The 21,518-nt window shown below is 64.1% G+C and carries 24 protein-coding genes and 1 pseudogene; 8 read left to right on the forward strand and 17 right to left on the reverse strand.

Annotated features, from left to right (window positions below; translation table 11 throughout):
- Nucleotide 1: 1 nt before the first annotated feature.
- The 3 genes and pseudogenes from BUB53_RS18055 (at nt 2) to BUB53_RS18065 (ending at nt 2,617) form a co-directional block, all read left to right on the forward strand.
- Nucleotides 2-820 (forward strand): metal ABC transporter ATP-binding protein, encoded by an 819-nt coding sequence (locus tag BUB53_RS18055; RefSeq protein WP_073036722.1) that lies wholly within the window; start codon nt 2-4, stop codon nt 818-820.
- Nucleotides 810-1,703: pseudogene (locus BUB53_RS18060) on the forward strand (metal ABC transporter permease); the annotation flags it as partial. The gene BUB53_RS18055 and the pseudogene BUB53_RS18060, both read left to right, overlap by 11 nt.
- A 5-nt stretch (nt 1,704-1,708) precedes the next feature.
- Nucleotides 1,709-2,617: a metal ABC transporter permease gene (locus BUB53_RS18065; RefSeq protein WP_073036828.1), complete on the forward strand. Its 909-nt coding sequence runs from the start codon at nt 1,709-1,711 to the stop codon at nt 2,615-2,617.
- 88 nt (nt 2,618-2,705) lie between these two features.
- Here BUB53_RS18065 and BUB53_RS18070 read toward each other — a convergent pair whose 3' ends face one another.
- Both BUB53_RS18070 and BUB53_RS18075 read right to left on the reverse strand, forming a co-directional pair.
- Nucleotides 2,706-3,434, reverse strand: coding sequence for a 2-dehydro-3-deoxygalactonokinase (locus BUB53_RS18070; RefSeq protein WP_073036724.1), 729 nt, complete (start codon nt 3,432-3,434; stop codon nt 2,706-2,708).
- A 5-nt stretch (nt 3,435-3,439) separates the two neighbouring features.
- Entirely contained in the window at nt 3,440-3,856 is a 417-nt protein-coding gene (locus BUB53_RS18075) for a protein tyrosine phosphatase family protein (RefSeq protein WP_073036726.1), read from the reverse strand.
- Nucleotides 3,857-4,168: 312 nt separating this feature from the next.
- On the opposite strand from BUB53_RS18075, the gene BUB53_RS18085 reads away from it, so the two are divergent.
- From BUB53_RS18085 to BUB53_RS18095, 3 genes are all read left to right on the forward strand, one after another.
- Complete coding sequence (locus tag BUB53_RS18085; RefSeq protein ID WP_073036731.1) at nt 4,169-4,603, forward strand: universal stress protein; 435 nt, start codon at nt 4,169-4,171, stop codon at nt 4,601-4,603.
- Between the two features lie 26 nt (nt 4,604-4,629).
- Complete coding sequence (locus BUB53_RS18090; protein ID WP_073036734.1) at nt 4,630-6,174, forward strand: alanine/glycine:cation symporter family protein; 1,545 nt, start codon at nt 4,630-4,632, stop codon at nt 6,172-6,174.
- A gap of 159 nt (nt 6,175-6,333) precedes the next feature.
- The gene (locus BUB53_RS18095; RefSeq protein ID WP_073036736.1) at nt 6,334-6,621 is read left to right on the forward strand and encodes a sll1863 family stress response protein; all 288 of its coding nucleotides are present in this window, start codon (nt 6,334-6,336) and stop codon (nt 6,619-6,621) included.
- A gap of 69 nt (nt 6,622-6,690) precedes the next feature.
- Here BUB53_RS18095 and BUB53_RS18100 read toward each other — a convergent pair whose 3' ends face one another.
- Nucleotides 6,691-8,040: an aminotransferase class III-fold pyridoxal phosphate-dependent enzyme gene (locus tag BUB53_RS18100; RefSeq protein WP_073036831.1), complete on the reverse strand. Its 1,350-nt coding sequence runs from the start codon at nt 8,038-8,040 to the stop codon at nt 6,691-6,693.
- Nucleotides 8,041-8,292: 252 nt separating this feature from the next.
- Here BUB53_RS18100 and BUB53_RS18105 point away from each other — a divergent pair, with 252 nt between their 5' ends.
- The gene (locus BUB53_RS18105) at nt 8,293-8,907 is read left to right on the forward strand and encodes a toxin-activating lysine-acyltransferase (RefSeq protein WP_084729319.1); all 615 of its coding nucleotides are present in this window, start codon (nt 8,293-8,295) and stop codon (nt 8,905-8,907) included.
- Nucleotides 8,894-9,856, forward strand: a complete 963-nt coding sequence (locus tag BUB53_RS18110; RefSeq protein ID WP_073036738.1) for a Hint domain-containing protein — start codon at nt 8,894-8,896, stop codon at nt 9,854-9,856. The genes BUB53_RS18105 and BUB53_RS18110 overlap by 14 nt, the downstream gene beginning before the upstream one ends.
- Before the next feature lie 335 nt (nt 9,857-10,191).
- Here BUB53_RS18110 and BUB53_RS18115 read toward each other — a convergent pair whose 3' ends face one another.
- The 14 genes from BUB53_RS18115 to BUB53_RS18175 form a co-directional block, all read right to left on the reverse strand.
- Entirely contained in the window at nt 10,192-10,482 is a 291-nt protein-coding gene (locus BUB53_RS18115) for an SCP2 sterol-binding domain-containing protein (RefSeq protein WP_073036835.1), read from the reverse strand.
- 171 nt (nt 10,483-10,653) lie between these two features.
- Nucleotides 10,654-11,097, reverse strand: coding sequence for a molybdenum cofactor biosynthesis protein MoaE (locus tag BUB53_RS18120; RefSeq protein WP_073036741.1), 444 nt, complete (start codon nt 11,095-11,097; stop codon nt 10,654-10,656).
- Nucleotides 11,098-11,099: 2 nt separating this feature from the next.
- Complete coding sequence (gene moaD, locus BUB53_RS18125; RefSeq protein ID WP_073036744.1) at nt 11,100-11,345, reverse strand: molybdopterin converting factor subunit 1; 246 nt, start codon at nt 11,343-11,345, stop codon at nt 11,100-11,102.
- Nucleotides 11,346-11,348: 3 nt separating this feature from the next.
- Entirely contained in the window at nt 11,349-11,930 is a 582-nt protein-coding gene (pgsA, locus tag BUB53_RS18130; protein WP_073036746.1) for a CDP-diacylglycerol--glycerol-3-phosphate 3-phosphatidyltransferase, read from the reverse strand.
- Nucleotides 11,931-11,979: 49 nt separating this feature from the next.
- Complete coding sequence (locus tag BUB53_RS18135; protein ID WP_073036748.1) at nt 11,980-12,741, reverse strand: enoyl-CoA hydratase/isomerase family protein; 762 nt, start codon at nt 12,739-12,741, stop codon at nt 11,980-11,982.
- Nucleotides 12,738-14,042 carry a phenylacetate--CoA ligase family protein gene (locus BUB53_RS18140; RefSeq protein WP_073036750.1) on the reverse strand — a complete coding sequence of 435 codons (1,305 nt, stop codon included), beginning with the start codon at nt 14,040-14,042 and terminating at the stop codon, nt 12,738-12,740. The genes BUB53_RS18135 and BUB53_RS18140 overlap by 4 nt, the downstream gene beginning before the upstream one ends.
- Complete coding sequence (locus BUB53_RS18145; RefSeq protein WP_073036752.1) at nt 14,039-14,713, reverse strand: TetR/AcrR family transcriptional regulator; 675 nt, start codon at nt 14,711-14,713, stop codon at nt 14,039-14,041. The genes BUB53_RS18140 and BUB53_RS18145 overlap by 4 nt, the downstream gene beginning before the upstream one ends.
- A gap of 70 nt (nt 14,714-14,783) precedes the next feature.
- Nucleotides 14,784-16,652 (reverse strand): excinuclease ABC subunit UvrC, encoded by a 1,869-nt coding sequence (uvrC, locus tag BUB53_RS18150; RefSeq protein WP_073036755.1) that lies wholly within the window; start codon nt 16,650-16,652, stop codon nt 14,784-14,786.
- A gap of 290 nt (nt 16,653-16,942) precedes the next feature.
- Entirely contained in the window at nt 16,943-17,722 is a 780-nt protein-coding gene (locus BUB53_RS18155; protein WP_073036757.1) for an SDR family oxidoreductase, read from the reverse strand.
- A 15-nt stretch (nt 17,723-17,737) separates the two neighbouring features.
- A complete protein-coding gene (locus BUB53_RS18160; protein WP_073036759.1) occupies nt 17,738-18,703 on the reverse strand; it encodes a calcium/sodium antiporter in 966 nt (321 codons plus the stop codon).
- A complete protein-coding gene (locus tag BUB53_RS23030) occupies nt 18,700-18,870 on the reverse strand; it encodes a hypothetical protein (protein WP_188745028.1) in 171 nt (56 codons plus the stop codon). Before BUB53_RS23030 ends, BUB53_RS18160 begins: the two co-directional genes overlap by 4 nt.
- Before the next feature lies 1 nt (nt 18,871).
- Nucleotides 18,872-19,669: a S49 family peptidase gene (locus BUB53_RS18165; RefSeq protein WP_073036761.1), complete on the reverse strand. Its 798-nt coding sequence runs from the start codon at nt 19,667-19,669 to the stop codon at nt 18,872-18,874.
- A 118-nt stretch (nt 19,670-19,787) separates the two neighbouring features.
- Entirely contained in the window at nt 19,788-20,549 is a 762-nt protein-coding gene (locus BUB53_RS18170) for an ABC transporter permease (protein ID WP_073036764.1), read from the reverse strand.
- Nucleotides 20,546-21,478: an ABC transporter ATP-binding protein gene (locus BUB53_RS18175; protein WP_073036766.1), complete on the reverse strand. Its 933-nt coding sequence runs from the start codon at nt 21,476-21,478 to the stop codon at nt 20,546-20,548. Before BUB53_RS18175 ends, BUB53_RS18170 begins: the two co-directional genes overlap by 4 nt.
- Nucleotides 21,479-21,518 lie beyond the last annotated feature (40 nt).

Genomic DNA, 21,518 nt, shown 5'->3' on the forward strand with positions numbered 1-21,518 from the left:
CATGATGCTGGATGCAAGATTGACCGGGGATCGCCCGATCGTGGATGCCCCGGCCGCCCTGGCCGACAGCCCCCTGGCGATCCGCGGGCTGACCGTGGCCTATGGCGGCAAACCGGCGGTGACTTCGGTGGATGTCACGTTCCGACCGGGACGGATGAGCGCGATCATCGGCCCCAACGGTGCAGGCAAATCGACCCTGCTCAAGGCGGCGCTGGGCATCGAGCGGCCCGTGTCCGGCACGGTCACATGCTGGGGCAAACCGCTGGCGCGGCAACTCGCCCGCATCGCCTATGTCCCGCAACGCGCCAGTGTCGATTGGGATTTCCCGACACGGGCGCTGGACGTGGTGCTGATGGGGCTCTACCGCGAACTCGGCCTGCTGCGCCGGGTCCGGCCCGCCCACCGCGAAACCGCCATGGCCTGCCTGTCGCGCGTCGGCATGCAGGACTTGGCCGACCGCCAGATCGGCCAGCTTTCGGGCGGCCAGCAACAGCGCGTGTTCCTGGCCCGCGCGCTGGCGCAGGGGGCAGACCTCTACCTGCTGGACGAACCCTTCGCCGGGGTCGATGCCGCCACCGAAAAGGCGATCATCGGCGTGCTCAAATCGCTGAAATCCGAAGGCCGCACGGTGATTGCCGTGCATCACGACCTGTCCACCGTGGCTGAGTATTTCGACCGCGTGTTCCTGATGAACACCCGCGCCATCGCCGAAGGCCCGGTCGCCACCGCCTTTACCGCCGACACGCTGCATGCCGCCTATGACGGGCGGCTGGCCAGTACGCTGCCAGGGCTGTCGAACGGCACACCCCATGCTGAGTGACGCGCTCACCCTGCAACTGGGCTATAACGCGGCGCTGGTCGCTGTCGGGGCGGGGCTCCTGGGTATGGCCGCCGGGGCGGTGGGCACCTTCCTGTTCCTCGGCAAGCGTGCGCTGGTCAGCGACGCGGTCAGCCATGCCACCCTGCCGGGAATCGCGCTGGCCTTCATGGTCATGGTGGTGTTCGGCGGCGACGGGCGCGCCCTGCCGGGGCTGTTGCTGGGCGCGGCGCTGTCGGCGGGGCTGGGCCTGCTCTGCGTCAGTTGGCTGAGCGCCCGCACCCGGCTGGGCGAAGACGCCGCCATCGGCGCGGTGCTGTCGGTGTTCTTCGGGGCGGGGGTGGTGCTTCTGACGGTGATCCAGACACTGGGCTCGGGCCGTCAGGCCGGGCTGGAAACCTTCCTGCTGGGGGCGACGGCGGGCATGGTGCGCGCCGATGCCCTTGTGATCGCCATCGGCGGCGCGCTGGTGCTCGCGCTGGCGCTGCTGCTGCGCCGCCCGATGCTGATGGTGGCCTTCGATCCGGGCTATGCCACCGCGCAGGGGATGAACGTGCGCCGGATCGAACTGGCGATGATGGGGCTGGCCATGGCGATCACCGTCGTCGGGCTCAAGATCGTCGGGCTGATCCTGATCGTGGCGCTGCTGATCGTCCCGCCTGTGGCCGCGCGGTTCTGGTCCGACCGCTCGGGCGTCGTCATCGCCCTGGCCGGAGGCATCGGCGGGATCTCGGGCTATGGCGGCGCGGCGATTTCCGCCACCGCGCCGGGCCTGCCGACAGGGCCGATCATCGTCCTGCTGGCCACCGCCATATTCGCCCTGTCGCTGCTGGCGGCACCGCGCCGGGGCGTGCTGGCCATTGCCCTGCGCCGCCGGAAGGTGCAGGCATGATGGGGGCCGAATTCGTCTCGCTTTCGCTGCCGCCCATGCTGATCGGCACGCTGGCGGCCATCGCCTGTGCGCTGCCGGGGAATTTCCTGCTGCTGCGCCGTCAGGCCCTGATCGGCGATGCGATCAGCCATGTGGTCCTGCCCGGCATCGTCGCCGCCTTCCTGCTGACCGGAGCCGTGGCCACATGGCCGATGATGCTGGGCGCGGGCGGCGCGGCGCTGGTGGCCGTGCTGCTGATCGAGGCCGTCCGCCGCCTCGGCGGGATCGAGCCGGGCGCGGCCATGGGCGTGGTCTTCACCTCGATGTTCGCCGCCGGGGTGCTGCTGCTGGAACTCAGCGACACGTCCAGCGTCCATCTCGACGTGCAGCACGCGCTCTATGGCAATCTGGAAAGCCTGATCTGGCTGGACGGCACGGGCTGGGCGGCCCTGAGCGACCCACAGGCGCTGCGCGCCCTGCCGCCGGAACTGCCCCGCATGGCGGCGGTGCTGGCGCTGGTGGCGACGCTGACGGCGATCCTGTGGCGGCCGCTGAAACTGTCCACCTTCGACGAAGGCTTCGCCCGAACCCTCGGCCTGCCGGTGCGGGGGATCGGCCTGATCCTCGTGGTCATGGCCGCCATCGCCGCCGTCGCGGCGTTTGACGCAGTGGGCTCGATCATCGTGATCGCCATGTTCATCTGCCCGCCCGCCGCCGCGCGGCTGATGACAAACCGGCTGGAGCGCCAGATCTGGTGGAGCGTCGGTTTTGCCACGCTGTCGGCGCTGCTGGGTTACGTGCTGGCGGGCTATGGGCCGCTCTGGCTGGGCGGCCGGCACGCGGTCAGCGCGGCGGGGATGATCGCCACCGTGTCGGGGGTGATCCTCGGCGCGGCGGCGCTGTTCGGCCCCTGCCGGACCCGCAGTTAGAAAAAGGAGCGCCTTCGGCGCGCAGGTTTGATTGAGTGAGGGGCGCTGCCCCTCACACTCCCCGGGATATTTATGAGCAGGAGAAAGATCAGTCCGCCAGACCGAACGCCGAGGCCAGCGCGGCCAGACCGGCGGGCAGAAGGCCATCGGCGGCCAGTGTGCCAACCGGCACGCCCTGGGCGACAAGCGCCGTTTCAAGCCCCGAGGCGGTGCCGTCGGGTGAGATCAGGATTACCTCCTGCCCCAGCCAATAGCGCCGTGTCGCGGCCAGTTCGGCCCCGATCAGGTGGCCGGTGATCGCGGCGCGGTTGCCGCTGACCTCAGCGGCGCGCAGATGCGCGGCCAGACGTTCGGGGCGGCTGAGGCTGTCGGCCAGCGCCTGTTCGTCCGGCGGTGTCGCGCCCTCCAGCGCGGCGGCCAGTCGCGGGGTCAGGGTGCTTTGGCAGCTCACCACCTCATTGGCGCTGATGTGAATCCAGTGGCGCACATCGCCCTGCGCGGCGCAGATCACGCCATCCCAGTTCGGACGATCCGCCAGCGCCCCGGCGATCCAGATACGCACCCAGGCCCCGATCACATCGGGCGGGGTGTCCTGCGTGAGGGCGGGCAGGCGGGCGCCGCCCGTGGGCAGCACGGCGGTGGGGATACCGTTGGGGGTGCCATCGCCGATATGAACGGTGCGGCTGGCGTCGAAATCCAGATGGGCCAGCGCGGCGGCCTCATCGGTTCCACGGGCGCTGCGGATCAGGGTCGCGCCCTGCATCGCATGGGCCGTCACCCCGTCGCCGTCGCGGCCCATGGCGATCCAGCCGGTCATCGGGCTCAGCCCCGGTCCAGCTGCCGGACCAGCCCCGACATATCGTACCCCGCATCGCGCGCCGCCGAAACGATCTCATCGCCGCTCAGCCTGCCGTAGCTGGCGATGCTCCACAGCATGGTGCAGCGCGTGCCCGAGCGGCAATAGGCCAGCATCGGTTTGGGCATGTCCTCCAGTGCCGCGGCGAAGTCCTGCGCGGCCTGCGGCGTGACCATGCCCGACACGATCGGCACGCAGCGCACCTCGATCCCCTCGGCGCGGGCGGCCTCGGCCACGGCGTCGAATTCGGGCTGTCCGTAATCCTCGCCATCCGGGCGGTTGCACATGATCGAGCGGAACCCGGCGGCCTTGATTTCGGGAATATCGTCGGGGGAAATCTGCGGGCTGACCGCGTAATCCTCGGTGATCCTGCGAATGTCCATGGCGCGCCTCCTTGGGGTCTGGGCCGACATATGCGCCGAAATCAGGGGCGATTTCAATGGCCGGAAAGGCCGGGCAGGCCGATATGCCCCCGGCACGGGGCGGGGGGCTGTCCGGCTGGGCGGGGATTTGGGCGCGGCCTGCGAATGCCTGCTTATTCAGCCGTTCAGTCCGAAAAACGATCATTTTGCAGGCAAATGAACCGATTAATCGAGAAAATGGGGAAAATTGATCGGGCGGCTCATGCTATGATGCGTCATTCTGCCGCGCCTGATGTATAATGCGGCAGCCAACAGAACGAGGGAGTTACACTGATGTCCGGAAAATTCGTCGTCGGATATGACGGCAGCGAGGCCGCGCGGCGCGCGCTGGATTTCGCGATCGAGCGCGCTGCGGCGCAGGGCGGTGCGGTTCTGATCGCGCATGTGCTGGAATGGTCGCCCTATTCCTTCTTGACGCCCACCGAACTGGAAGAGCGCCACAAGCGCCGCCGCGAAGAGCTGGAGCGCGCCGAAACCGCCCTGATGGCCCCGGTCGTCAAGGAGGCGTCGGGCAAGGGCGCCGAAATCGAAAGCGTCATCCGCTATGGCAGGATCGCCGAGGTTCTGTGCGAGATCGCCAGGGAAAACGGGGCAGGCCAGATCTTTATCGGGCGCAACGGCCATTCGGCCTGGGGTGCGCGCGTGTTCGGATCGGTCGCCAGCGCGCTTGTGCAGACGGCCCCGGTGCCCTGCACCATCGTGCCATAAAACCAATATCAGCAGGGAAGCATTCCATGTATCGTACATTTACACGGGCGGCGGCAGCCGCAGCCGGGCTCAGCCTGATCGGCGCGGCCCCGGCATTGGCCCAATCCATCGACGAGAAGGTGAATCAGCTTTTCGCGTCTTCCACCGGCTGGTTCGTCAATTTCATCTTCAGCCCCTTTCCCGGCACGTCCTTTCCGTGGATCGTGGCCTGGCTGGTGATCGCGGCGACGGTCTTTACGCTGTATTTCGTCTTTATCCAGTTCCGCGCCTTCGGGCATGCGATATCGCTGGTCAAGGGCGACTACTCCGATCCCAACGACGCCGGTGAGGTCAGCCACTTCCAGGCGCTTGCCACCGCCCTGTCGGGCACGGTGGGCCTTGGCAATATCGCCGGGGTCGCGGTGGCCATCGGCATCGGCGGGCCGGGGGCCACGTTCTGGATGATCCTCGCGGGTCTGATGGGCATGGCATCCAAGTTCACCGAATGTACGCTGGGCGTGAAATACCGCAACGAATACGAGGACGGCACCGTTTCGGGCGGTCCGATGTATTACCTGACCAAGGGCTTTGCCGAACGCGGCCTGCCCGGCGGCAAGATCCTTGCGGTGATGTTCTCGATCTTCTGTATCCTCGGCGCGCTGGGCGGCGGCAACATGTTCCAGGCCAATCAGGCGCACCAGCAGATCACCGGGATCGTCGGGGAATTCCCCGGCTGGATCACCGGCGTGATCTTTGCGGTGGTGGTGTTCGCGGTGATCGTCGGCGGGTTGAAATCCATCGCCAGCGTGACCGAAAAGGTCGTGCCCTTCATGGGCGTGATGTATGTGCTGGCTGCGCTGGTCATCATCCTGATGAACGCCGACATGATCGGCTGGGCCTTCGGACAGATCTTTGCCGGGGCGTTCACCGGGCTGGGCGTTGCCGGGGGCATGGTCGGGGCGCTGATCCAGGGCTTCAAGCGGGCCGCCTTCTCGAACGAGGCGGGCGTCGGCTCGGCGGCCATCGCCCACTCGGCGGTGCGCACCAAGGAGCCGATCACCGAAGGCTTCGTATCGCTTCTGGAACCCTTCATCGACACCGTGGTGATCTGCACCATGACCGCGCTGGTCATCATCATCTCGGGGCAGCTTGTGAGCGATCCGGAAACCGGCCTCTACCTCGTGACCGACAGCGGCATGATCCAGACGGCGGACGGTTCCTCGGGCGTCAGCCTGACCTCGGCGGCCTTTGCCACGGCGTTCGGATGGTTCCCCTATGTGCTGGCGCTGGCGGTGATCCTGTTTGCCTTCTCGACCATGATCAGCTGGTCCTATTACGGGCTCAAGGCCTGGACCTACCTGTTCGGCGAAGGCAAGAGCAAGGAAATCACCTTCAAGGTCATCTTCTGCATCTTCGTGGTGATCGGCGCGGCGGCCAATCTCGGCCCGGTGATCGACTTCTCGGATGCGGCGATCTTTGCCATGGCGGTGGTCAACGTGTTCGGGCTCTACTTCCTCATGCCCATCGTCAAGAAAGAGTTGCACAGCTATCTCGCACGCCTGAAATCGGGTGAGATTCACAAGTTCCACTAACGCGCGATTCACAGCGAACGGCAGGGGGCCGGTGCCATGCGCCGGCCCTTTGCGTGTTCATGGCGCATTGTCGCGCAATGCTGCACTGCGCATTGATCGGTGCGAAATAGGCGCTACCCTTTCGCCACAGCGATCAATTCGATTGAAGGAGACGATTCCATGGACGACAAGACCGCCTATCAGGAAAAGATGAACGCCAAACTGGATGAATGGAAGGCCGATATCGACAAGCTGCAAGCCAAGGCCAGGCAGGCCCAGGCCGACGCGCAGATCGAATACAAGGAACAGATCGACGAGCTGAAAAAGCGCCGCGACCGGATGGAAAAGGAACTCGAACAGGTCCAGTCCGCCAGCGCCGAGGCGTGGAAGGATTTCAAGGACGGCGCCGACAAGGCATGGGATGCCATGTCGGACGCGATGAAGAACGCCTGGAACCGCTTCGGCTGACCCCGGAAACACGACATGCGCGCCCCGTCACAGGGCGCGCATGTCCGATTGTGAGTGCTGTCGGTCCCCTCAGGCCGCGGCAAACCCCTTGTCCAGCGCGCCGACGATCCGGTCGACTTCGGCCTCGGTGATGGTCAGGGGCGGCGACATCAGGATGTTATGCGCCCCCAGACGCACCATCGCACCGTTTTCATAGGCCGTCTGGTGAATGCGCTTCATCGTTTCGCCATCCATCGGCGTCTTGGCGTCGCGATCGCTGACGATCTCGATCCCGGTCATCAACCCGTGCCCGCCGCGCACATCGCCGATGATGTCGTATTTTTCGGCCAGCTTGCACACCCCGTCATAAAGCTGCGTGCCCCGCGCCGCCGCGTTGGTCTTGGTGTCCAGCCGCAGGGTTTCCGACAGGCAGGCCACGACCGCCGCCGCCCCCACCGGATGCGCCGAATAGGTGTAGCCATGCCAGATCGCCCCGTCCGCGCCCGCGTTTTCGAACACGTCGGCCACCTTCTCGCCGATCATGACTGCGCCCACCGGGAAATACCCGCTGGTGATGCCCTTGGCGCAGGTCATCATGTCGGGCTTGACGCCCCAGTGCCGCGCGCCCGACCAGTCGCCGGTGCGCCCGAACCCGGTGATCACCTCGTCCGAGATCATCAGGATGCCGTACTTGTCGCAAATCTCGCGCATCAGCTTCATGAAGCTGGCATCGGGCACGATCACCCCACCGGCGCCCTGGATCGGCTCCATGATGAAGGCCGCGATGGTGCTGGGGTCCTGGAATTCGATTTCGTCCACCGCTGCCGCCGCGATCTTCTGGGCCAGCAACTCGGGGTCGATGGCATCGAACGGGTTGCGATAGCAATAGGGGCTGGGCAGGTGAAAACAGCCCGGCAACAGCGGCTCGTACCCGATGCGGAAGCGGTTGTTGCCGTTCACGCTGGCGCCGCCGAAATGGGTGCCGTGATAGCCCTTCTTCAGGCTCAGGAACTTGGTGCGGGTCGGCTCGCCGCGCAGGCGGTGATACTGCCGCGACAGGCGCAGCGCGGTCTCCACGCTGTCCGACCCGCCGCTGGTGAAGAAACTGCGCACCATGCCGTCCTCGGCAAAGAACTCCTGCACCGCATAGGACGCCTCGATCGCGGGCGGGTTGCTGGTGCCGGCGAAGGACGAATAATAGGGCAGCTCCCACAACTGATCCGAGATCGCCTGCTTCACCGCATCGTTGGAATAGCCGAGGTTCACGCACCACAGCCCGCCCACGGCATCGACACTGCGGTGCCCGTCGATGTCGATGATCTCGGTGCCCTCGGCCCCCTTGATGATCCTGGGCGCGTTCTCGCGCGCCTCGCCGGGATGGCCCATCGGGTGCCAGAGATACTTGGCGTTCATCTCGCGCAGGAAATTGTCGTCTTTCATCGTACAGCTCCGTTCGATCCATGAGTCGGATATTTGATCAAACTGTTGCACCCGCGCGGCGGCACTGTCCAGAGGGCGCAGGCGCTGTTTGGTCGCACCCGGATGCGGGGCGCACCGGACAAATGCATTGCCGAACCCCCGGTTTTTGGGTAGCATGCAGAGGATAGCGCACCGTATCGCGCATGATTGAGGCAGGCATGACGGCAGCCAGACCGCGCAAAGCGGCGATATCCGTCATCGCAGATAAACACCATGACCGGGAAATCGGACTCGGAGCAATTCTTCCGCGCCACGATGCGCCATTTTGCCGAACTGCGCGAGTCCGGCCCGCTCCCGTCGTCTTCCGCCCGGCCCTTCCCGAAAGACTGGTTCGACCTGCCCGAGCCCTTCCTGGCCGATTTCGGCAGCCTGTTCTACCTTGCCGCGCTCACGCGCTATCACCGCCCGCGGCCACTCTACGATCTTTTCGCCTGTTTCGAGCCGCCGCTGCGTCTGGGCCAGTACAAGCTGTTCCGCTCCAACGGCCATCCGCGCGCCGCGATCACCTGGGCGGGGCTGTCGCCGCAGGCCGAATACAGATTTGCCGTCGATCACAAGCCGCTCGGCCCCGAGGACTGGAACAGCGGCACGTCGCACTGGCTGGTCGATTTCATCGCCCCCTTCGGACATCTCGACCAGATCGTTCCCCTGCTGACGCAAAACCCCGATGTGCTGCGGCTCAGAACGCTGTGGCACAACAAGCCGGGCACCAGATACCGCATCGTCGAATGGAGCCGCGCCTCGGCCGATGACCGGATCGACATCCGGTCTTACGGCGTGGGCCAGTTCAAACGCCTTCTCAAGGAGCAACCCCATGGGCGCGCCTGAGATCGGAGGCGACAGCACAGGTGCCATCGACGCCGACAGCACATCCCTGGTGACCGGCGATCTCGACGACACCTCGGGCAACATCTGGTCCGACACATGGTCGGTCCAGAGCGGCCCCTCCTATGGCAGCGCCAGCGTCGATCCCTCCACCGGAACATGGACCTACGATCTTGATGAAACCAACCCCGCGGTTCAGGCGCTCGATGCGGGGCAAACCCTTACCGATACTTTCGTCATACGCGTTCAGGATACCGGCGGGAACGATACGCAGACGGTCACCATCACCATCACGGGCGTGCCCTGTTTCGTGGCGGGCACGATGATCGAAACCGCCGCCGGTCCCAGGCCGGTGGAATCGATCCGCCCCGGCGATCTGGTGATGACCCGCGACGAGAACCTGCAACCGGTCCGCTGGACCGGCCAGCGCACGGTTCACGCACCGGCCCTGGCGCAGGAAGAGCGCATGCGCCCCATACGCATCCGCAAGGGGGCGCTTGGCGCTGGCCTGCCCCGGAACGATCTCCGGGTGTCGCGCCAGCATCGGCTGCTTGTCACCGGCGCATGGGTGCGGCGGATGTGCGATGTCGACGAGGTTCTTTTGCCCGCCGTCCGCTTTCTGGGCTGGCCGGGGGTCGATCTGGCGCCGCCGGACGGTCCGGTGTCCTACCATCACCTGCTTTTCGACCGGCACCAGATCGTTCTGGCCGAGGGCACCGCATCCGAAAGCCTGCTGCTCGGCGAAGAGGCCAGGAACACCCTGCCTCCCTACGCCCTGCTTGAAATCGAGGCGCTGTTCCCCGGACCCGATGTGCAGCGGCGCCTCGCCACCCCCGCGCGCCTCATCCCGCCATCGCATCTGCAAAAGCGCATCGTCGAAGGCGGGCAGGCGGGCCGCGCCCTCGACACAGAGCACGATGCGCCCACCGCCCGCAAACGCCAGACCTCCTGAGCGCCACAGCCAAAAGCGCCCGAAGGGCTCCGGTCGTCACGGGGTTTGCCCGGTCTGCGATATTTCCCCGAAGGCGCGATGCGCGGCGCGCTTATGTCTCTGTCTCGCGCGAAGAAGACACCGGACCAATCCGCAAGGCACCCCCGCGCGAACAGCGGCCAAAGGCCGCCGCGCCATCGCCTGTCCGCCCCCCGGACAGGCGATTGGTTGGCGGTCGCGCCTCGATCCGGTCTTTTGCGGATGGGGCTGGCATAAACCGCACAGACCCTCTGTCGGGCCGCCTGCCCGCGGACATGCGATGCCGCGCCAGAACCGCCCTCGCGCAAGGCACTCCCTCACCCCGTCAGAATGCTGCTCACCTTCAGTGCGCGCTGGGTGTTGCCTTCGACCTTCAGCTTGCCCGACATGAAGGCCATCACCGGGTTCTGTTCGCCCGACAGGATGTTGCGGAACACCGCGTCGCTGGCGATCAGCACCACGTCGGCCTCTTCGTCGCCTTCCCGTGCGCCGGTCTCGTCCAGCATGATCGCGCCCTCGCCGGTGATCACCAGCTTGGCGGTGCCCTTGATCGTGCCGCGCGCCTTGGGGGTCAGGGTGTCGATATAGGATTGGATGACGTCGCTCATGCCGGCCTCGCGTTGCGGAAATGTCCTGCGGTCAGCTTGGCGAAATCCGGGCGCGGGGCAATCGGAACCCTGCGTCAAATGGGCCGTTGTGTCCATCATGGGCGCAGATTTCCGCAAACCCCCTGAGTTTCGTACAAAACCCGCGTACACATCGTACAAAACGTACGAAACTCACCACCGGCTCAGCGCGTCCTCGTCCTCGTCCCTGGCCGCCACCCAATCGACCGAGTCGCCGCCGACTTCCTTTTTCCAGAACGGGGCGCGGGATTTCAGGAAATCCATAAGGAATTCAGCCCCTTGGAAGGCATCCGCCCGGTGTGGGGCAGAGGTGGCGACCATCATGATCACCTCGTCCGGCTGCAACCGCCCATAGCGATGGATGACCAGAATATCGCCCAGATTCCAACGGCTTAGCGCCTCTGCGGCGATCTTTTCGATCGCCTTTTCGGTCATGCCGGGGTAGTGCTCGATCTTCATGGCATCCAACCCGCCATCGTTAAGATCGCGCACGATGCCCGTGAACGTCACCAGCGCCCCCATCCCCGATTGTTTCGCGGCAAAGGCATTGGCCTCGGCGCCCAGATCGAACGGCGCGTCCTGAACCCGGATATCCACGCTTAACCCCCCGTCATTGGGGGAAAAAACGCCACTTCGCGCACACCGTTCAGCGGCGCGTCGAAATCGGCCAGTTCCTGATCCACGGCCACCCGCAGCGCGTCCAGATCGGCAAAGGCGGCGGCGTACCGCTCTTCCTTCTCGCGCAGTTCGTTAACCAGTTCGCGCACCGTCGCGGCGCCGGTCTCCACCCGATCCTTCGGATGCCCAACCCGCTCCCGCACCCATGCGAAATACAGTACATCCATGTCTCAATCCTTCAGGTAAGGCATTGATTTCTTGAAGTAATCTATGCCTGTGATCAACGTGAGCGCGGCGGCGATCCACAAGATCCACAGCCCCGCATGGCCCAGCATCACCGTAATCCGCGCCATAGCCCCGATATAGTGCTCGGCCACGCCTTGTCCAAAAAGCACAGCAATTGCAATCATTTGCGCGGTCGTTTTCCACTTGGCCAGCTTCGTGACCCTGAGCGTCCCCGCCGTATCGCCCAAAAACTCACGCAACCCGCTGACAAACACCTCGCGAAACAGAATCACCGTCGCCGGCAACACCAGCCAGGGCGACATGCTGGAATACCCAACGATCACCATCAGCGCGATCACCACCATCGCCTTGTCGGCAATCGGGTCCAGCATCGTGCCAAGTTTTGTTGTTTGTTTCCAAGCCCTTGCAAGATACCCATCGAACCAGTCCGTGATCGCAGCGCCGATGAACAGCACCAGCGCGAACCAGTCGGCCCAGGGGCGGTGGAAATACAGAAACATCACCGCCACGGCGGGCGCCGCCAAAAGCCGCAAGGCCGTCAGGATATTGGGTACGGTCCAGATCATGGCCCTGTTCTAGCCGCTGACCGCCCCGAGGGAAAGGACTCAAAACCGCTCAGAACGCACTCAGCCGCCGGGTGGTTTCCGGGTCCATGAATCCGGCCACGGTGGCATCGGTTTCCAATTGCAGCGCGCGGTGCAGGTCGGGCAGGGCGGCGGCGTTCAACACCCGTTTCATGGCGCGTACCGACAGCGGCGGCAGATCGGCAAGGCGCTGCGCGGTATCCTGTGCGGCGCTCATAAGATCTTGGTCCGGAACGGTTTTCCACGCCAGCCCGATACGAAGCAACTCGTCGGCGTCGTAACGATCCCCGAAAAACAGCATCTCGCGCGCCTTGTTCAGCCCCACCAGAGCAGGCAGCAAAGACGTGACCGCGCCGGTCACGAACAGGTTCAGGGAGACCTCGGGAAAGAACCCGCGCGCCGATTGCGCCCAGATCGGAAAGTCGCAGTTGATCGCCCATTCAAACCCGCCGCCCACGGCCCAGCCGTTGATCGCGCCGACAACCGGCTTGGCGCCAAGGGTGATCGCATGGGTCGCTCTCTGGATCGCCTGCACCAGATCGCGGGCCTCTTCCTCGGTCTCGGGGTGGACATGTTCGCGCCGGTCGTCGCCCGCACAGAATGCCTTGCCTGCCCCGGTGAAGATCATTGCCCGTGTCGCCGGGTCGGCATTGGCCTCCTCGAACGCCCGCGCGACATCGTCGATCAGCTGCCGGTTCATCGCGTTCAGGCTGCCGGGCCGGTTGAGGGTGATCGTGCGAACGCCGTTTTCGCCCAATTCGCTCAGGACGGTGTCATAGGTGAAATCGGTCATCGGTACTCCCTTATCACGCGCTTGGTCTTGCCTTCGGTCAATTCGAAACTGCCCGCGGGCAGCAGGGTCACGCGGGCAGTCGCGCCCAGCTTGGCTTTGATCGCGGCCGACACACGCTCGGCCAGTCCGGTATCCTCGGCTTGCCCCTTGGCCAGCTCCGCCTGTACCGGCAGGCTGTCATAGGGTGGCGGGGTGTCCAGATGGATGCGGTAATCGCCCGACAACTCGTTGAATTCGTTCAGAACGGCGGCGACCATCGTGGGAAACAGGTTCAGCCCGCGCACCACCACCATGTCATCCGAGCGCCCCACCACCCGGAACCGGAAACCGGTGCAGCCACAGCGGCATGGTTCGGTTTCGTCGACCGTGATGATATCGCCGGTGCGGAACCGCACCAGCGGCTGACACTCGCGCGCCAGATGGGTCAGCACCATTTCGCCCGTCTGGCCGGGCTCAAGCGGCAGGGGCGTGGCGGTGTCCGGGTCGATCAGTTCGACATGCAGCACATCGGCGGCCATGAAATGCAGCCGCGTATCGTGTTCGCACTGCGCCGCAAAATTGCAGAACACATCGGACACGCCGTAATTGGCATTGCGCGGCTCCATCCCCCAGACATCGCGCAGCCGCTGGCGAAAGGCCGGGTCGTCCAGCCCGGCCTCGCCGCCGAACAGGCCCAGCTTCAGCCCCAGATCGCGCGGGGTGAGACCCGGAAACTTCTGTTCGATCACACGTTCCAGAACCGCCGGATAGGACGGCGTGCAGGAGATCGCGGTGATCCCCACCTCCTGAATGGTGCGCACCAGCAGTTCGGTCGATCCGACACCAAAAGGCACCACCATCGCGCCGGTCGCCTGCAAGGTCATGTGATCGGTCAACCCGCCCATCCACATCTGGTAGTTCAGGCAATGCACCACCGTATGATCGGGCGTCAGCCCCGCCGAAGCCTGACAGCGCCCGCCGACCGTTTCGGTGATGGCGCAATCACGCTCCGACAGCGCCAGGTTCATCGCCTGCCCCGTGGTGCCCGATGTCCGGTGCAGGCGCACCGCCTGCCGCACACCCGAGGCCAGGTAGTTGCCATAAGGCGGGTGGTCTGCCTGCGAAATGCGCAACTGCGCCTTGTCCGAAAGGGGCAGTTCCGGCAGGTCGCGCAAATCCTCGGGCGGGGTCCGGCCCTGCCACAAGTCGCGGTAAAACTCCGAATTTTCCATCACATAGGCCCGTTGGCGCGCCCAAGCCTGTTGCCGGTGGGCGGCCAGATCGTCGGGGTCCATACGGTGCGCGTTGTCGATCAGGCTCATGGTTCCAGTCCCCTTTCCCAGATCAGGCTCAGCGTTTCGATCACCGCGTCGCGGCTGGCCGAAACCGCAACGACCCCCGGTTCGCGGGACAGGAACAGGCTGGACAGGTAGTGATCCACCATCCCGCCAAGGGCATAGGCCCTGCGCCACAACTCGTCCCCGGTGACGGTGCGGCCTTCTTGTTCCAGCCGCCGTTGCATGGCGCCGACGACGGTTTCCAGCCAATCGCGGTTCAGCCGATGAAAGGCGGCACGCGCTTCGGGGAAGGTATCGAGGTGATGCACGAGGCAACGCATCAGGCCCTGGTTCTGTTCGAACATCACCGCATAGGCGCGGGTCGCGGCGCGTATGCGATCCTGTGGAGTGTCATGTCCGGCCGCCAGCATCCGGCCCTGCAAATGCGCTACGAAGCCCAGCAACAGATCGGCCAGCAGCGCGTCACGATCCGGGAAATAGATGTAGAACGTGCCATGCGCGATGCCCGCGGCCTTGCAGATCGCGCCGATGGTCACGTCCTGCGGCGGGGTGCGGTCCAGCACGTTGCAAGCCGCCATCATGATCTGCGCGCGGGTGCGTTCGCCCTTGGGCTTGTCCTGCGCTCGCTCGGCCAAAAGTGTGGCATGCGTATCGGGCAGGGGGGTGGTGTCAGCGGTAGGTGCTGTGAGCGTCATGGTCTGCCTTAAATATAAACATGACATCATGTTCATAAAAATTATCTACAAGTCAATATGGTAAAATTCATCAACCCTTTTCGTGGAAGAAATCATAGATTTTCTGCGCCAGCCCTTCAGACACGCCGTCGACGGCCTTGAGATCGGCCAGGTTGGCGCGGCTCACGGCCTTGGCGCTGCCGAAATGGGTCAGCAAAGCGCGCTTGCGCGCCGCGCCCACGCCGGGCACTTCGTCCAGCGGGGTCGCGCCCACGGCCTTGGCTCGTTTGGCGCGGTGCGTGCCGATGGCGAACCTGTGCGCCTCGTCGCGCAGGCGTTGGATGAAATACAACACCGGGTCGTTGTGGCGCAGCGCCTTGGGCCGCTGACCGGTGCGGTGGAACTCTTCCTTGCCATGGTCGCGGTCCACGCCCTTGGCGACACCCACCATCGGGATGTCGGTTACGCCCATGTCGCGCATGATCTGCGCCACGGCGCTGACCTGCCCCGCACCGCCATCGATCAGCAGAAGGTCGGGCCAATGCCCCTGTTCGCGGTCCGGGTCTTCCTTGAGCAACCGTTTGAAGCGCCGCGTCAGCACCTCTTTCATCATGCCGAAATCGTCACCGGGGGTCAGGTCGTCGCCCCTGATGTTGAACTTGCGATACTGGTTCTTCATGAACCCGTCCGGGCCGGCCACGATCATCGCGCCCACGGCGTTGGTGCCCTGAATATGGCTGTTGTCATACACCTCGATCCGCTGCGGCGGGCCGGGCAGATCGAAGGCCTCGGCCAGCCCTTTCAGCAGTTTCGCCTGCGTGGCGGTTTCCGACATCTTGCGCGCAAGGCTCTCGCGGGCATTGCGCAGGGCGGCATCCACCAGCTCGGCCTTCTCGCCGCGTTTGGGCACCAGCAACTCCACCTTGCGCCCCAGCTTGCCGGTCAGGGCCTTTGTCATCAGGTCGGCGTTTTCGATGCCATGCGACAGGATCAATTGCCGCGCGGGCTCCTTGCTGTCGTAGAACTGGCCGATGAAGGCCTCCAGCACTTCGGCCTCTTCCACATCGGCACCGACGCGGGGATAGAAATCGCGGTTGCCCCAGTTCTGCCCGGCGCGGATGAAGAACACCTGCACACAGGCCTGCCCGTTTTCCAGATGCAGCGCCAGAATGTCGGCCTCGGTCACCGTGCGGGGGTTGATGCCCTGCGCCGTCTGCACCTGCGTCATTGCCTTGATCCGGTCGCGCAGGGCCGCCGCGCGTTCGAACTCCATCGCGTCCGAGGCCTTGGACATCTCGGTTTTCAGTTTGTTCTGAATCTCGGTCGAGCGACCGGACAGAAACCGCTCGGCATCCTTCACCGCGGCGTTGTACTCTTCCTGGCTGATATACCCCACGCAAGGCGCGGTGCAGCGCTTGATCTGGTATTGCAGGCAGGGGCGGGTGCGGCTTTCGAACTGCGTGTCGGTGCAATTGCGCAACTGGAACGCGCGCTGCAACTGCGCCAGCGTCCGGTTCACTGCGCTCGCGCTGGCGAAGGGGCCATAGTAATGGCCTTTCTCCTTCTTCGCGCCGCGATGTTTCTTGATCATCGGAAAATCATGCGCGGTGACAAGGATATTGGGGAAACTCTTGTCGTCGCGCAGCAGCACGTTGTAGCGCGGTTTGAGCTGCTTGATCAGGTTCTGTTCCAGCAACAGCGCCTCGGTTTCCGTGCGCGTGGTCAGGAACATCATCGAGGCGGTTTCGCTGATCATCCGTGCGATCCGCGGCGTGTGCCCCGTGGGTCGGGCATAGCTGGATACGCGGGCGCGCAAATTCCGCGCCTTGCCCACATATAGCACCCGCGCCTGGGCATCGAGCATACGATACACCCCCGGCGACGCATCCAGCGTTCGCAGGTAGGAATGGATCACCTTGTGTCCGGTTTTTGGGGGGCTGTCTGTGGGCTGCTCGGACATATGCGTTAAGATATGATTCTCGGGGCTGGCTGCAATCTTATTGCGCTACAGGCAAGAGGAAACCTGTCCACGATTCTTGTGGATAACTTTGGGGGCAAGTTTCGGGGACGGGAAAATTTCCCTTGTTTTAAGGGGGGTTCTTCGATCTGCATAAAATTTAGGCGGTATTTTAACCTTTTGAAAACAAACGCAAAAAACATCCAGTGCCTGCAAAATGTTGAAAACAAAGGGCTTTTTGTAACGCTGAGGTAACGGTTCTGCGACAAGTGTACAAGTTGACGCGGGGATAATCACTCCACCCCCAGGACATCGGGTGTCTGCCAGCCCAGATGCTGCCCGCCATCCACGCACAAAAGCTGCCCCGTGACCGCCGGTGCATCCAGAAAATAGGCCAGCGCCGCAACGATATCCTCGGCATTCGCGCCACGGTTCAGAACGGTGGTCTGCCGTTGCCGCTGGAAATGGCTGTCGCTCTGGCGGTGGCCTTGCAGGGTCGGTCCTGGCCCGATTGCGTTTACGCGCACTCGCGGCGCCAACGCCTGCGCGGCGGTGCGGGTAAAGGCCCACAGCCCCATCTTGGCCAGCGTGTAGGTCATGAACTCGGGCGTCAGTTTGCGCACCCGCTGATCGACCATGTTCACCACCAGCCCATGCGCCAGTGTCTCGCCATTGTCGCACTGGCCCGGCTCGGGGATCTGCGCGGCCAGCGCCTGCGTCAGCACGAAAGGCGCGCGCAGGTTGCTTTCCATATGCCTGTCCCAGCTTTCGCGGGTGGCGGTGCCGATATTGTCGTATTCAAAGATCGAGGCGTTGTTGATCAGGCAGGTGATCGGCCCGCCCAAAGCGCGTGCCGCTTCGGGCAGCAACGCCTGCACCTGATCCTCCTGCAACAGGTCGGCCTGCAACGCCACGGCGCGCTGACCCATGCCGCGGATGTCTTCGGCCACCGCTTCGGCCTCGTCGGCGCTGGTGGCGTAATGTACGCCCACGTCATAGCCGCGGCGCGCCAGTTCCAGCGCCATCGCCCGCCCAAGGCGCTTGCCCGCGCCGGTCACCAGTGCCTGTGTCATCGTGTCAGTCTCCGTTCATGACAGCACGACAAACACATAGATCAGATAGAGCCCGGTCAAGGCCACACCCCAGAGCCGCGTGATGTCCTGCCGGAAAAAGACGAACGGCACGATCAGCAGCGACGCGCCCAGCATCACCCACAGATCGAACTGGAGGAACTCGGGATCGACGGGGATCGGCCCGATCACGGCAGTGATCCCGATGATCGCCAGCAGGTTGAACATGTTCGACCCGATGACATTGCCAAGCGCCACATCGGCCTGTTTGCGCAGCGCGGCCATCACCGTGGTCGCCAGTTCCGGAAGCGATGTGCCAAGCGCCACAAGCGTCAACCCGATCACGGTATCGCTGACGCCATATTGCCGCGCGATGATCGAGGCATTGTCGACCAGAAGATCGGCCCCCAGTGGCAGCCCGATCAGACCCAGAACCAGAAAGACGACGATCTGCCACCACGGCATGTCCGGGTCCGCGCCCTCGATATCCTCGCCCTCTTCGGAATCGGCAAGCGCCAGCGCGGCGGTTTCACGGCGATGCCGTCCGGCCTCCAGAAAGGCATCGGTCAGGACACAGGCCAGTACGGCCAGCAGGATCAGCCCCGACACCAGTGTGAATTCGCCCAGAAAGGCGAGTGCGATGAACAGGATCGACCCAACCAGCATGAAGACATAGGTCTTGCGGGTGTTGCAGGTGCTGGTGTGCAAGACCGACAATATCGCGGGTATCCCCAGAACCAGCAGGATATTCGCGGTGTTCGACCCCACCACATTACCAAGCGCCAGCCCCGGCTTGTCGTCCAGCACGGCATTGACCGAGATCAGCAATTCGGGCGCCGAAGTGCCGAAGGCCACGATGGTCAGGCTGACGATCAGGGCCGGGATGCCCACCCGAAGGCTCAGGTTCACCGCGCCCTTGACCAATGCATCGCCGGCCAGCAGCAGGATGAGCAGGCCAAGGGCTGCAAGAATCCACGGCATCATTTGCGCTTGCCTTTCGTGCAGCTACAGGGGCCCTTGCCGATCCTGTATCGGCCGCATTTCGGGCATTTGGCCGAACTCAGCTTTTGCTGGCCGGGAAAGCGCAGCTTGCCGAACATGGCCATCACACCCATGAAAACGAGGAAGAGAACGACGATCTTTACGACCATGTCAAAGCCCGAACCGCGCGTAGGCGGCGCGTTCTTCGATGGTGGAGACCGCGTCCTGCGCCAGGGTCATGCCGAACCGCTGGAACAATCCGCGCTTGCGGCCATACTGCGCAAAGCGCACCTTGTCGCCGTACAGCTCTTTCATCTTGGGCACCACATGGCCGATCCCGTCGGCCAGCCCCAGATCGACCGCGCGGCGGCCCAGCCAGAATTCCCCGGTGAACAGCTCTGCGTCGCCCGACAGCTTGTCGCCCCGGCGCGATGTCACCTGTGTTTCAAACACGCCATGCATCTGTTCCAGAATGCTTTTCAGGCGTTCGACGTCCTGCGGTTTCTCCGGCAGGAACGGATCGAGGAAGCTTTTCGATTTGCCCGAGGTATGTACCCGCCGCTCCACGCCCTGTCGTGACAAAAGCACATGCGCCCCGAACCCTGCCGAGATCACGCCGATCGACCCCACGATCGACGCCTCGTCGATCCATATGTCGTCGGCGGCACTCGCCAGCCAATACCCGCCCGAGGCCGCGACATCCTCGACAAAGGCGTGAACGGGAATCTCCTGCTCTTCGGCCAGCCGCCGGATGCGCGCCGCGATCAGAGAGGATTGCACCGGCGATCCGCCGGGCGAGTTGATCAGCAGCGCAACCGCCTTGGGCTTGCCGCGCCGGAACGCCTTTTCGATGACCGGGGCCAGCGCCTCGTCATTCAGCTGTGAGCGGCTGCCGGTTCCGATGGCGCCTCTCAGGCGGATCACCGACACCAGGGGGCCGCGATTGAGAAAGGGAATACGCTCTTTCATGCGACCCGATGTAGAATGCCGGTCGCCGACAAACAAGGCGGCAGGCCCCGCGCGGTTTACGGATCGCTGAAAAAGTCCCGCCGCACGGGCAAATAAGTCACGCCCGTACGGCCCCGTTTTATTCCTTGATCCGGTATCCGGTGCGGAAGATCAGCCAGATCAGCGCAAGGCAAATCCCGGTAAAGCCCGCAATCGCCAGCAGGCTCAGCCCCACGGGCACATCCGCCTGCCCGAAGAACGACCAGCGAAAGCCCGAGATCAGGTAGACCACCGGATTGAACAGTGTGAGCGTTTGCCATATCGGCGGCAGCATCGAGATCGAATAGAACGAGCCCCCAAGGAACACCAGCGGCGTGATCACCAGCAGGGGGATGATCTGCAATTGTTGGAAACTCTGCGCCCAGATCCCGATAATGAACCCGAACAGCGAGAACGACAGGCAGGTCAGCACCAGAAAGGCCAGCATCGCCAAGGGGTGCTGAATATCCAGATCGACGAAAAACCCGGCGGTCAGCAGGATCACCACCCCGATCATCAGCGATTTCGTCGCCGCCGCCCCGACATAGCCCAGAACGATTTCAAGGAAATTCACCGGCGCTGACAGCAATTCATAGACGGTGCCGATGAACTTGGGAAAATAGATGCCGAAACTGGCATTGCTGATCCCCTGGGTCATCACGCTCAGCATGATCAGCCCCGGTACGATGAACGCGCCATAGGTCACGCCCTCGACCTGGTCGATGCGGCTGCCGATGGCCGAGCCGAACACCACGAAATAAAGCGAGGTCGATATCACCGGCGACAGAAGGCTTTCCATCAAGGTGCGGAAAAAGCGCTTCATCTCGTAGATATAGATCGCCCCGATCGCATACAGGTTCATGCTGCGCCCTCCCTGACCAGCCCGACGAAGATTTCCTCGAGGCTGGATTGCCGCGTGTGGATGTCGCGCAGGTGCAGCCCGGCCTGCGCCAGCGCCTGCATCAGCCGGGTGATGCCCGTGCCGCTCTGGCCGCGCGTGTCATAGTGATAGGTCACCGACTGGCCGTCGTCCGAGAGTTCCAGCTCGTATTCGCTCAACGCTTCCGGCACGGCCGTGATCGGCTCGGCCAGTTCGATCCGCAGGGATTTCCGCCCCATCTGCTGCATCAGCGTGGCCTTGTCCTGCACCAGCAGGATTTCACCCTTGTTGATCACCGCGACGCGGTCGGCGATGGCCTCGGCCTCTTCGATGTAATGGGTGGTCAGGATGATGGTGACGCCCTGGGCGCGCAACTCTTCCACCACCTGCCACATGTCCCGGCGCAGTTCCACATCGACGCCCGCCGTGGGCTCGTCCAGGAACAGCACCTGTGGCTCGTGGATCAGCGCTTTGGCGATCAGCACCCGGCGCTTCATCCCGCCCGACAATTCCTTGGTCTGGTTGTGCCGCTTGTCCCACAGGGACAACTGCCGCAACGTGCGCTCGACCAGCGCATCGTCCTGTTTCTTGCCGAACAGGCCGCGCGAAAACCGGACCGTGTTGATCACCTTCTCGAACGGCTCCAGCGCCACCTCCTGCGGCACCAGACCGATCATCGCCCGCGCCGCGCGATAGCCGCCGATGATGTCATGCCCGCCCACGCTGGCGCTGCCGCCCGTGGGGGTGGTGATCCCGCACAGCGTTGAAATCAATGTTGTTTTCCCCGCGCCATTGGGTCCGAGCAGCGCCAGGATTTCGCCCTTATGGATCGACAGATCGACGCCCTTGAGCGCCTCGAACCCGTCGTCATAGACCTTGCGCAGGCCCTGTACCTCTACGATGGATGACATGCGGTGCCCTCCCTGAATTGCTGCGCGTCAAGCTATGGGA

This window comes from Roseovarius pacificus (assembly GCF_900142665.1).
Lineage (GTDB): Bacteria > Pseudomonadota > Alphaproteobacteria > Rhodobacterales > Rhodobacteraceae > Roseovarius > Roseovarius pacificus.

Excerpts from the sequence above, each read along its gene's own strand:
- BUB53_RS18160 (WP_073036759.1), bottom strand. The coding sequence starts at position 18,703 with ATGATGCCGTGGATTCTTGCAGCCCTTGGCCTGCTCATCCTGCTGCTG.
- BUB53_RS18115 (WP_073036835.1), bottom strand. The coding sequence starts at position 10,482 with ATGAGCGACGTCATCCAATCCTATATCGACACCCTGACCCCCAAGGCG.
- BUB53_RS18145 (WP_073036752.1), bottom strand. The coding sequence starts at position 14,713 with ATGACGCTCACAGCACCTACCGCTGACACCACCCCCCTGCCCGATACG.
- BUB53_RS18075 (WP_073036726.1), bottom strand. The coding sequence starts at position 3,856 with ATGGACATTCGCAGGATCACCGAGGATTACGCGGTCAGCCCGCAGATT.
- BUB53_RS18100 (WP_073036831.1), bottom strand. The coding sequence starts at position 8,040 with ATGAAAGACGACAATTTCCTGCGCGAGATGAACGCCAAGTATCTCTGG.
- BUB53_RS18140 (WP_073036750.1), bottom strand. The coding sequence starts at position 14,042 with ATGAGCCTGATCGACAACGCGCACCGTATGGACCCCGACGATCTGGCC.
- BUB53_RS23030 (WP_188745028.1), bottom strand. The coding sequence starts at position 18,870 with ATGGTCGTAAAGATCGTCGTTCTCTTCCTCGTTTTCATGGGTGTGATG.
- pgsA (WP_073036746.1), bottom strand. The coding sequence starts at position 11,930 with ATGATCTGGACCGTACCCAATATCCTGACGGCCTTGCGGCTTTTGGCG.
- BUB53_RS18170 (WP_073036764.1), bottom strand. The coding sequence starts at position 20,549 with ATGAACCTGTATGCGATCGGGGCGATCTATATCTACGAGATGAAGCGC.
- BUB53_RS18165 (WP_073036761.1), bottom strand. The coding sequence starts at position 19,669 with ATGAAAGAGCGTATTCCCTTTCTCAATCGCGGCCCCCTGGTGTCGGTG.
- BUB53_RS18055 (WP_073036722.1), top strand. The coding sequence starts at position 2 with ATGATGCTGGATGCAAGATTGACCGGGGATCGCCCGATCGTGGATGCC.
- uvrC (WP_073036755.1), bottom strand. The coding sequence starts at position 16,652 with ATGTCCGAGCAGCCCACAGACAGCCCCCCAAAAACCGGACACAAGGTG.
- BUB53_RS18175 (WP_073036766.1), bottom strand. The coding sequence starts at position 21,478 with ATGTCATCCATCGTAGAGGTACAGGGCCTGCGCAAGGTCTATGACGAC.
- BUB53_RS18095 (WP_073036736.1), top strand. The coding sequence starts at position 6,334 with ATGGACGACAAGACCGCCTATCAGGAAAAGATGAACGCCAAACTGGAT.
- moaD (WP_073036744.1), bottom strand. The coding sequence starts at position 11,345 with ATGGATGTACTGTATTTCGCATGGGTGCGGGAGCGGGTTGGGCATCCG.
- BUB53_RS18065 (WP_073036828.1), top strand. The coding sequence starts at position 1,709 with ATGGGGGCCGAATTCGTCTCGCTTTCGCTGCCGCCCATGCTGATCGGC.
- BUB53_RS18110 (WP_073036738.1), top strand. The coding sequence starts at position 8,894 with ATGGGCGCGCCTGAGATCGGAGGCGACAGCACAGGTGCCATCGACGCC.
- BUB53_RS18070 (WP_073036724.1), bottom strand. The coding sequence starts at position 3,434 with ATGACCGGCTGGATCGCCATGGGCCGCGACGGCGACGGGGTGACGGCC.
- BUB53_RS18105 (WP_084729319.1), top strand. The coding sequence starts at position 8,293 with ATGACCGGGAAATCGGACTCGGAGCAATTCTTCCGCGCCACGATGCGC.
- BUB53_RS18155 (WP_073036757.1), bottom strand. The coding sequence starts at position 17,722 with ATGACACAGGCACTGGTGACCGGCGCGGGCAAGCGCCTTGGGCGGGCG.
- BUB53_RS18135 (WP_073036748.1), bottom strand. The coding sequence starts at position 12,741 with ATGACCGATTTCACCTATGACACCGTCCTGAGCGAATTGGGCGAAAAC.
- BUB53_RS18085 (WP_073036731.1), top strand. The coding sequence starts at position 4,169 with ATGTCCGGAAAATTCGTCGTCGGATATGACGGCAGCGAGGCCGCGCGG.
- BUB53_RS18090 (WP_073036734.1), top strand. The coding sequence starts at position 4,630 with ATGTATCGTACATTTACACGGGCGGCGGCAGCCGCAGCCGGGCTCAGC.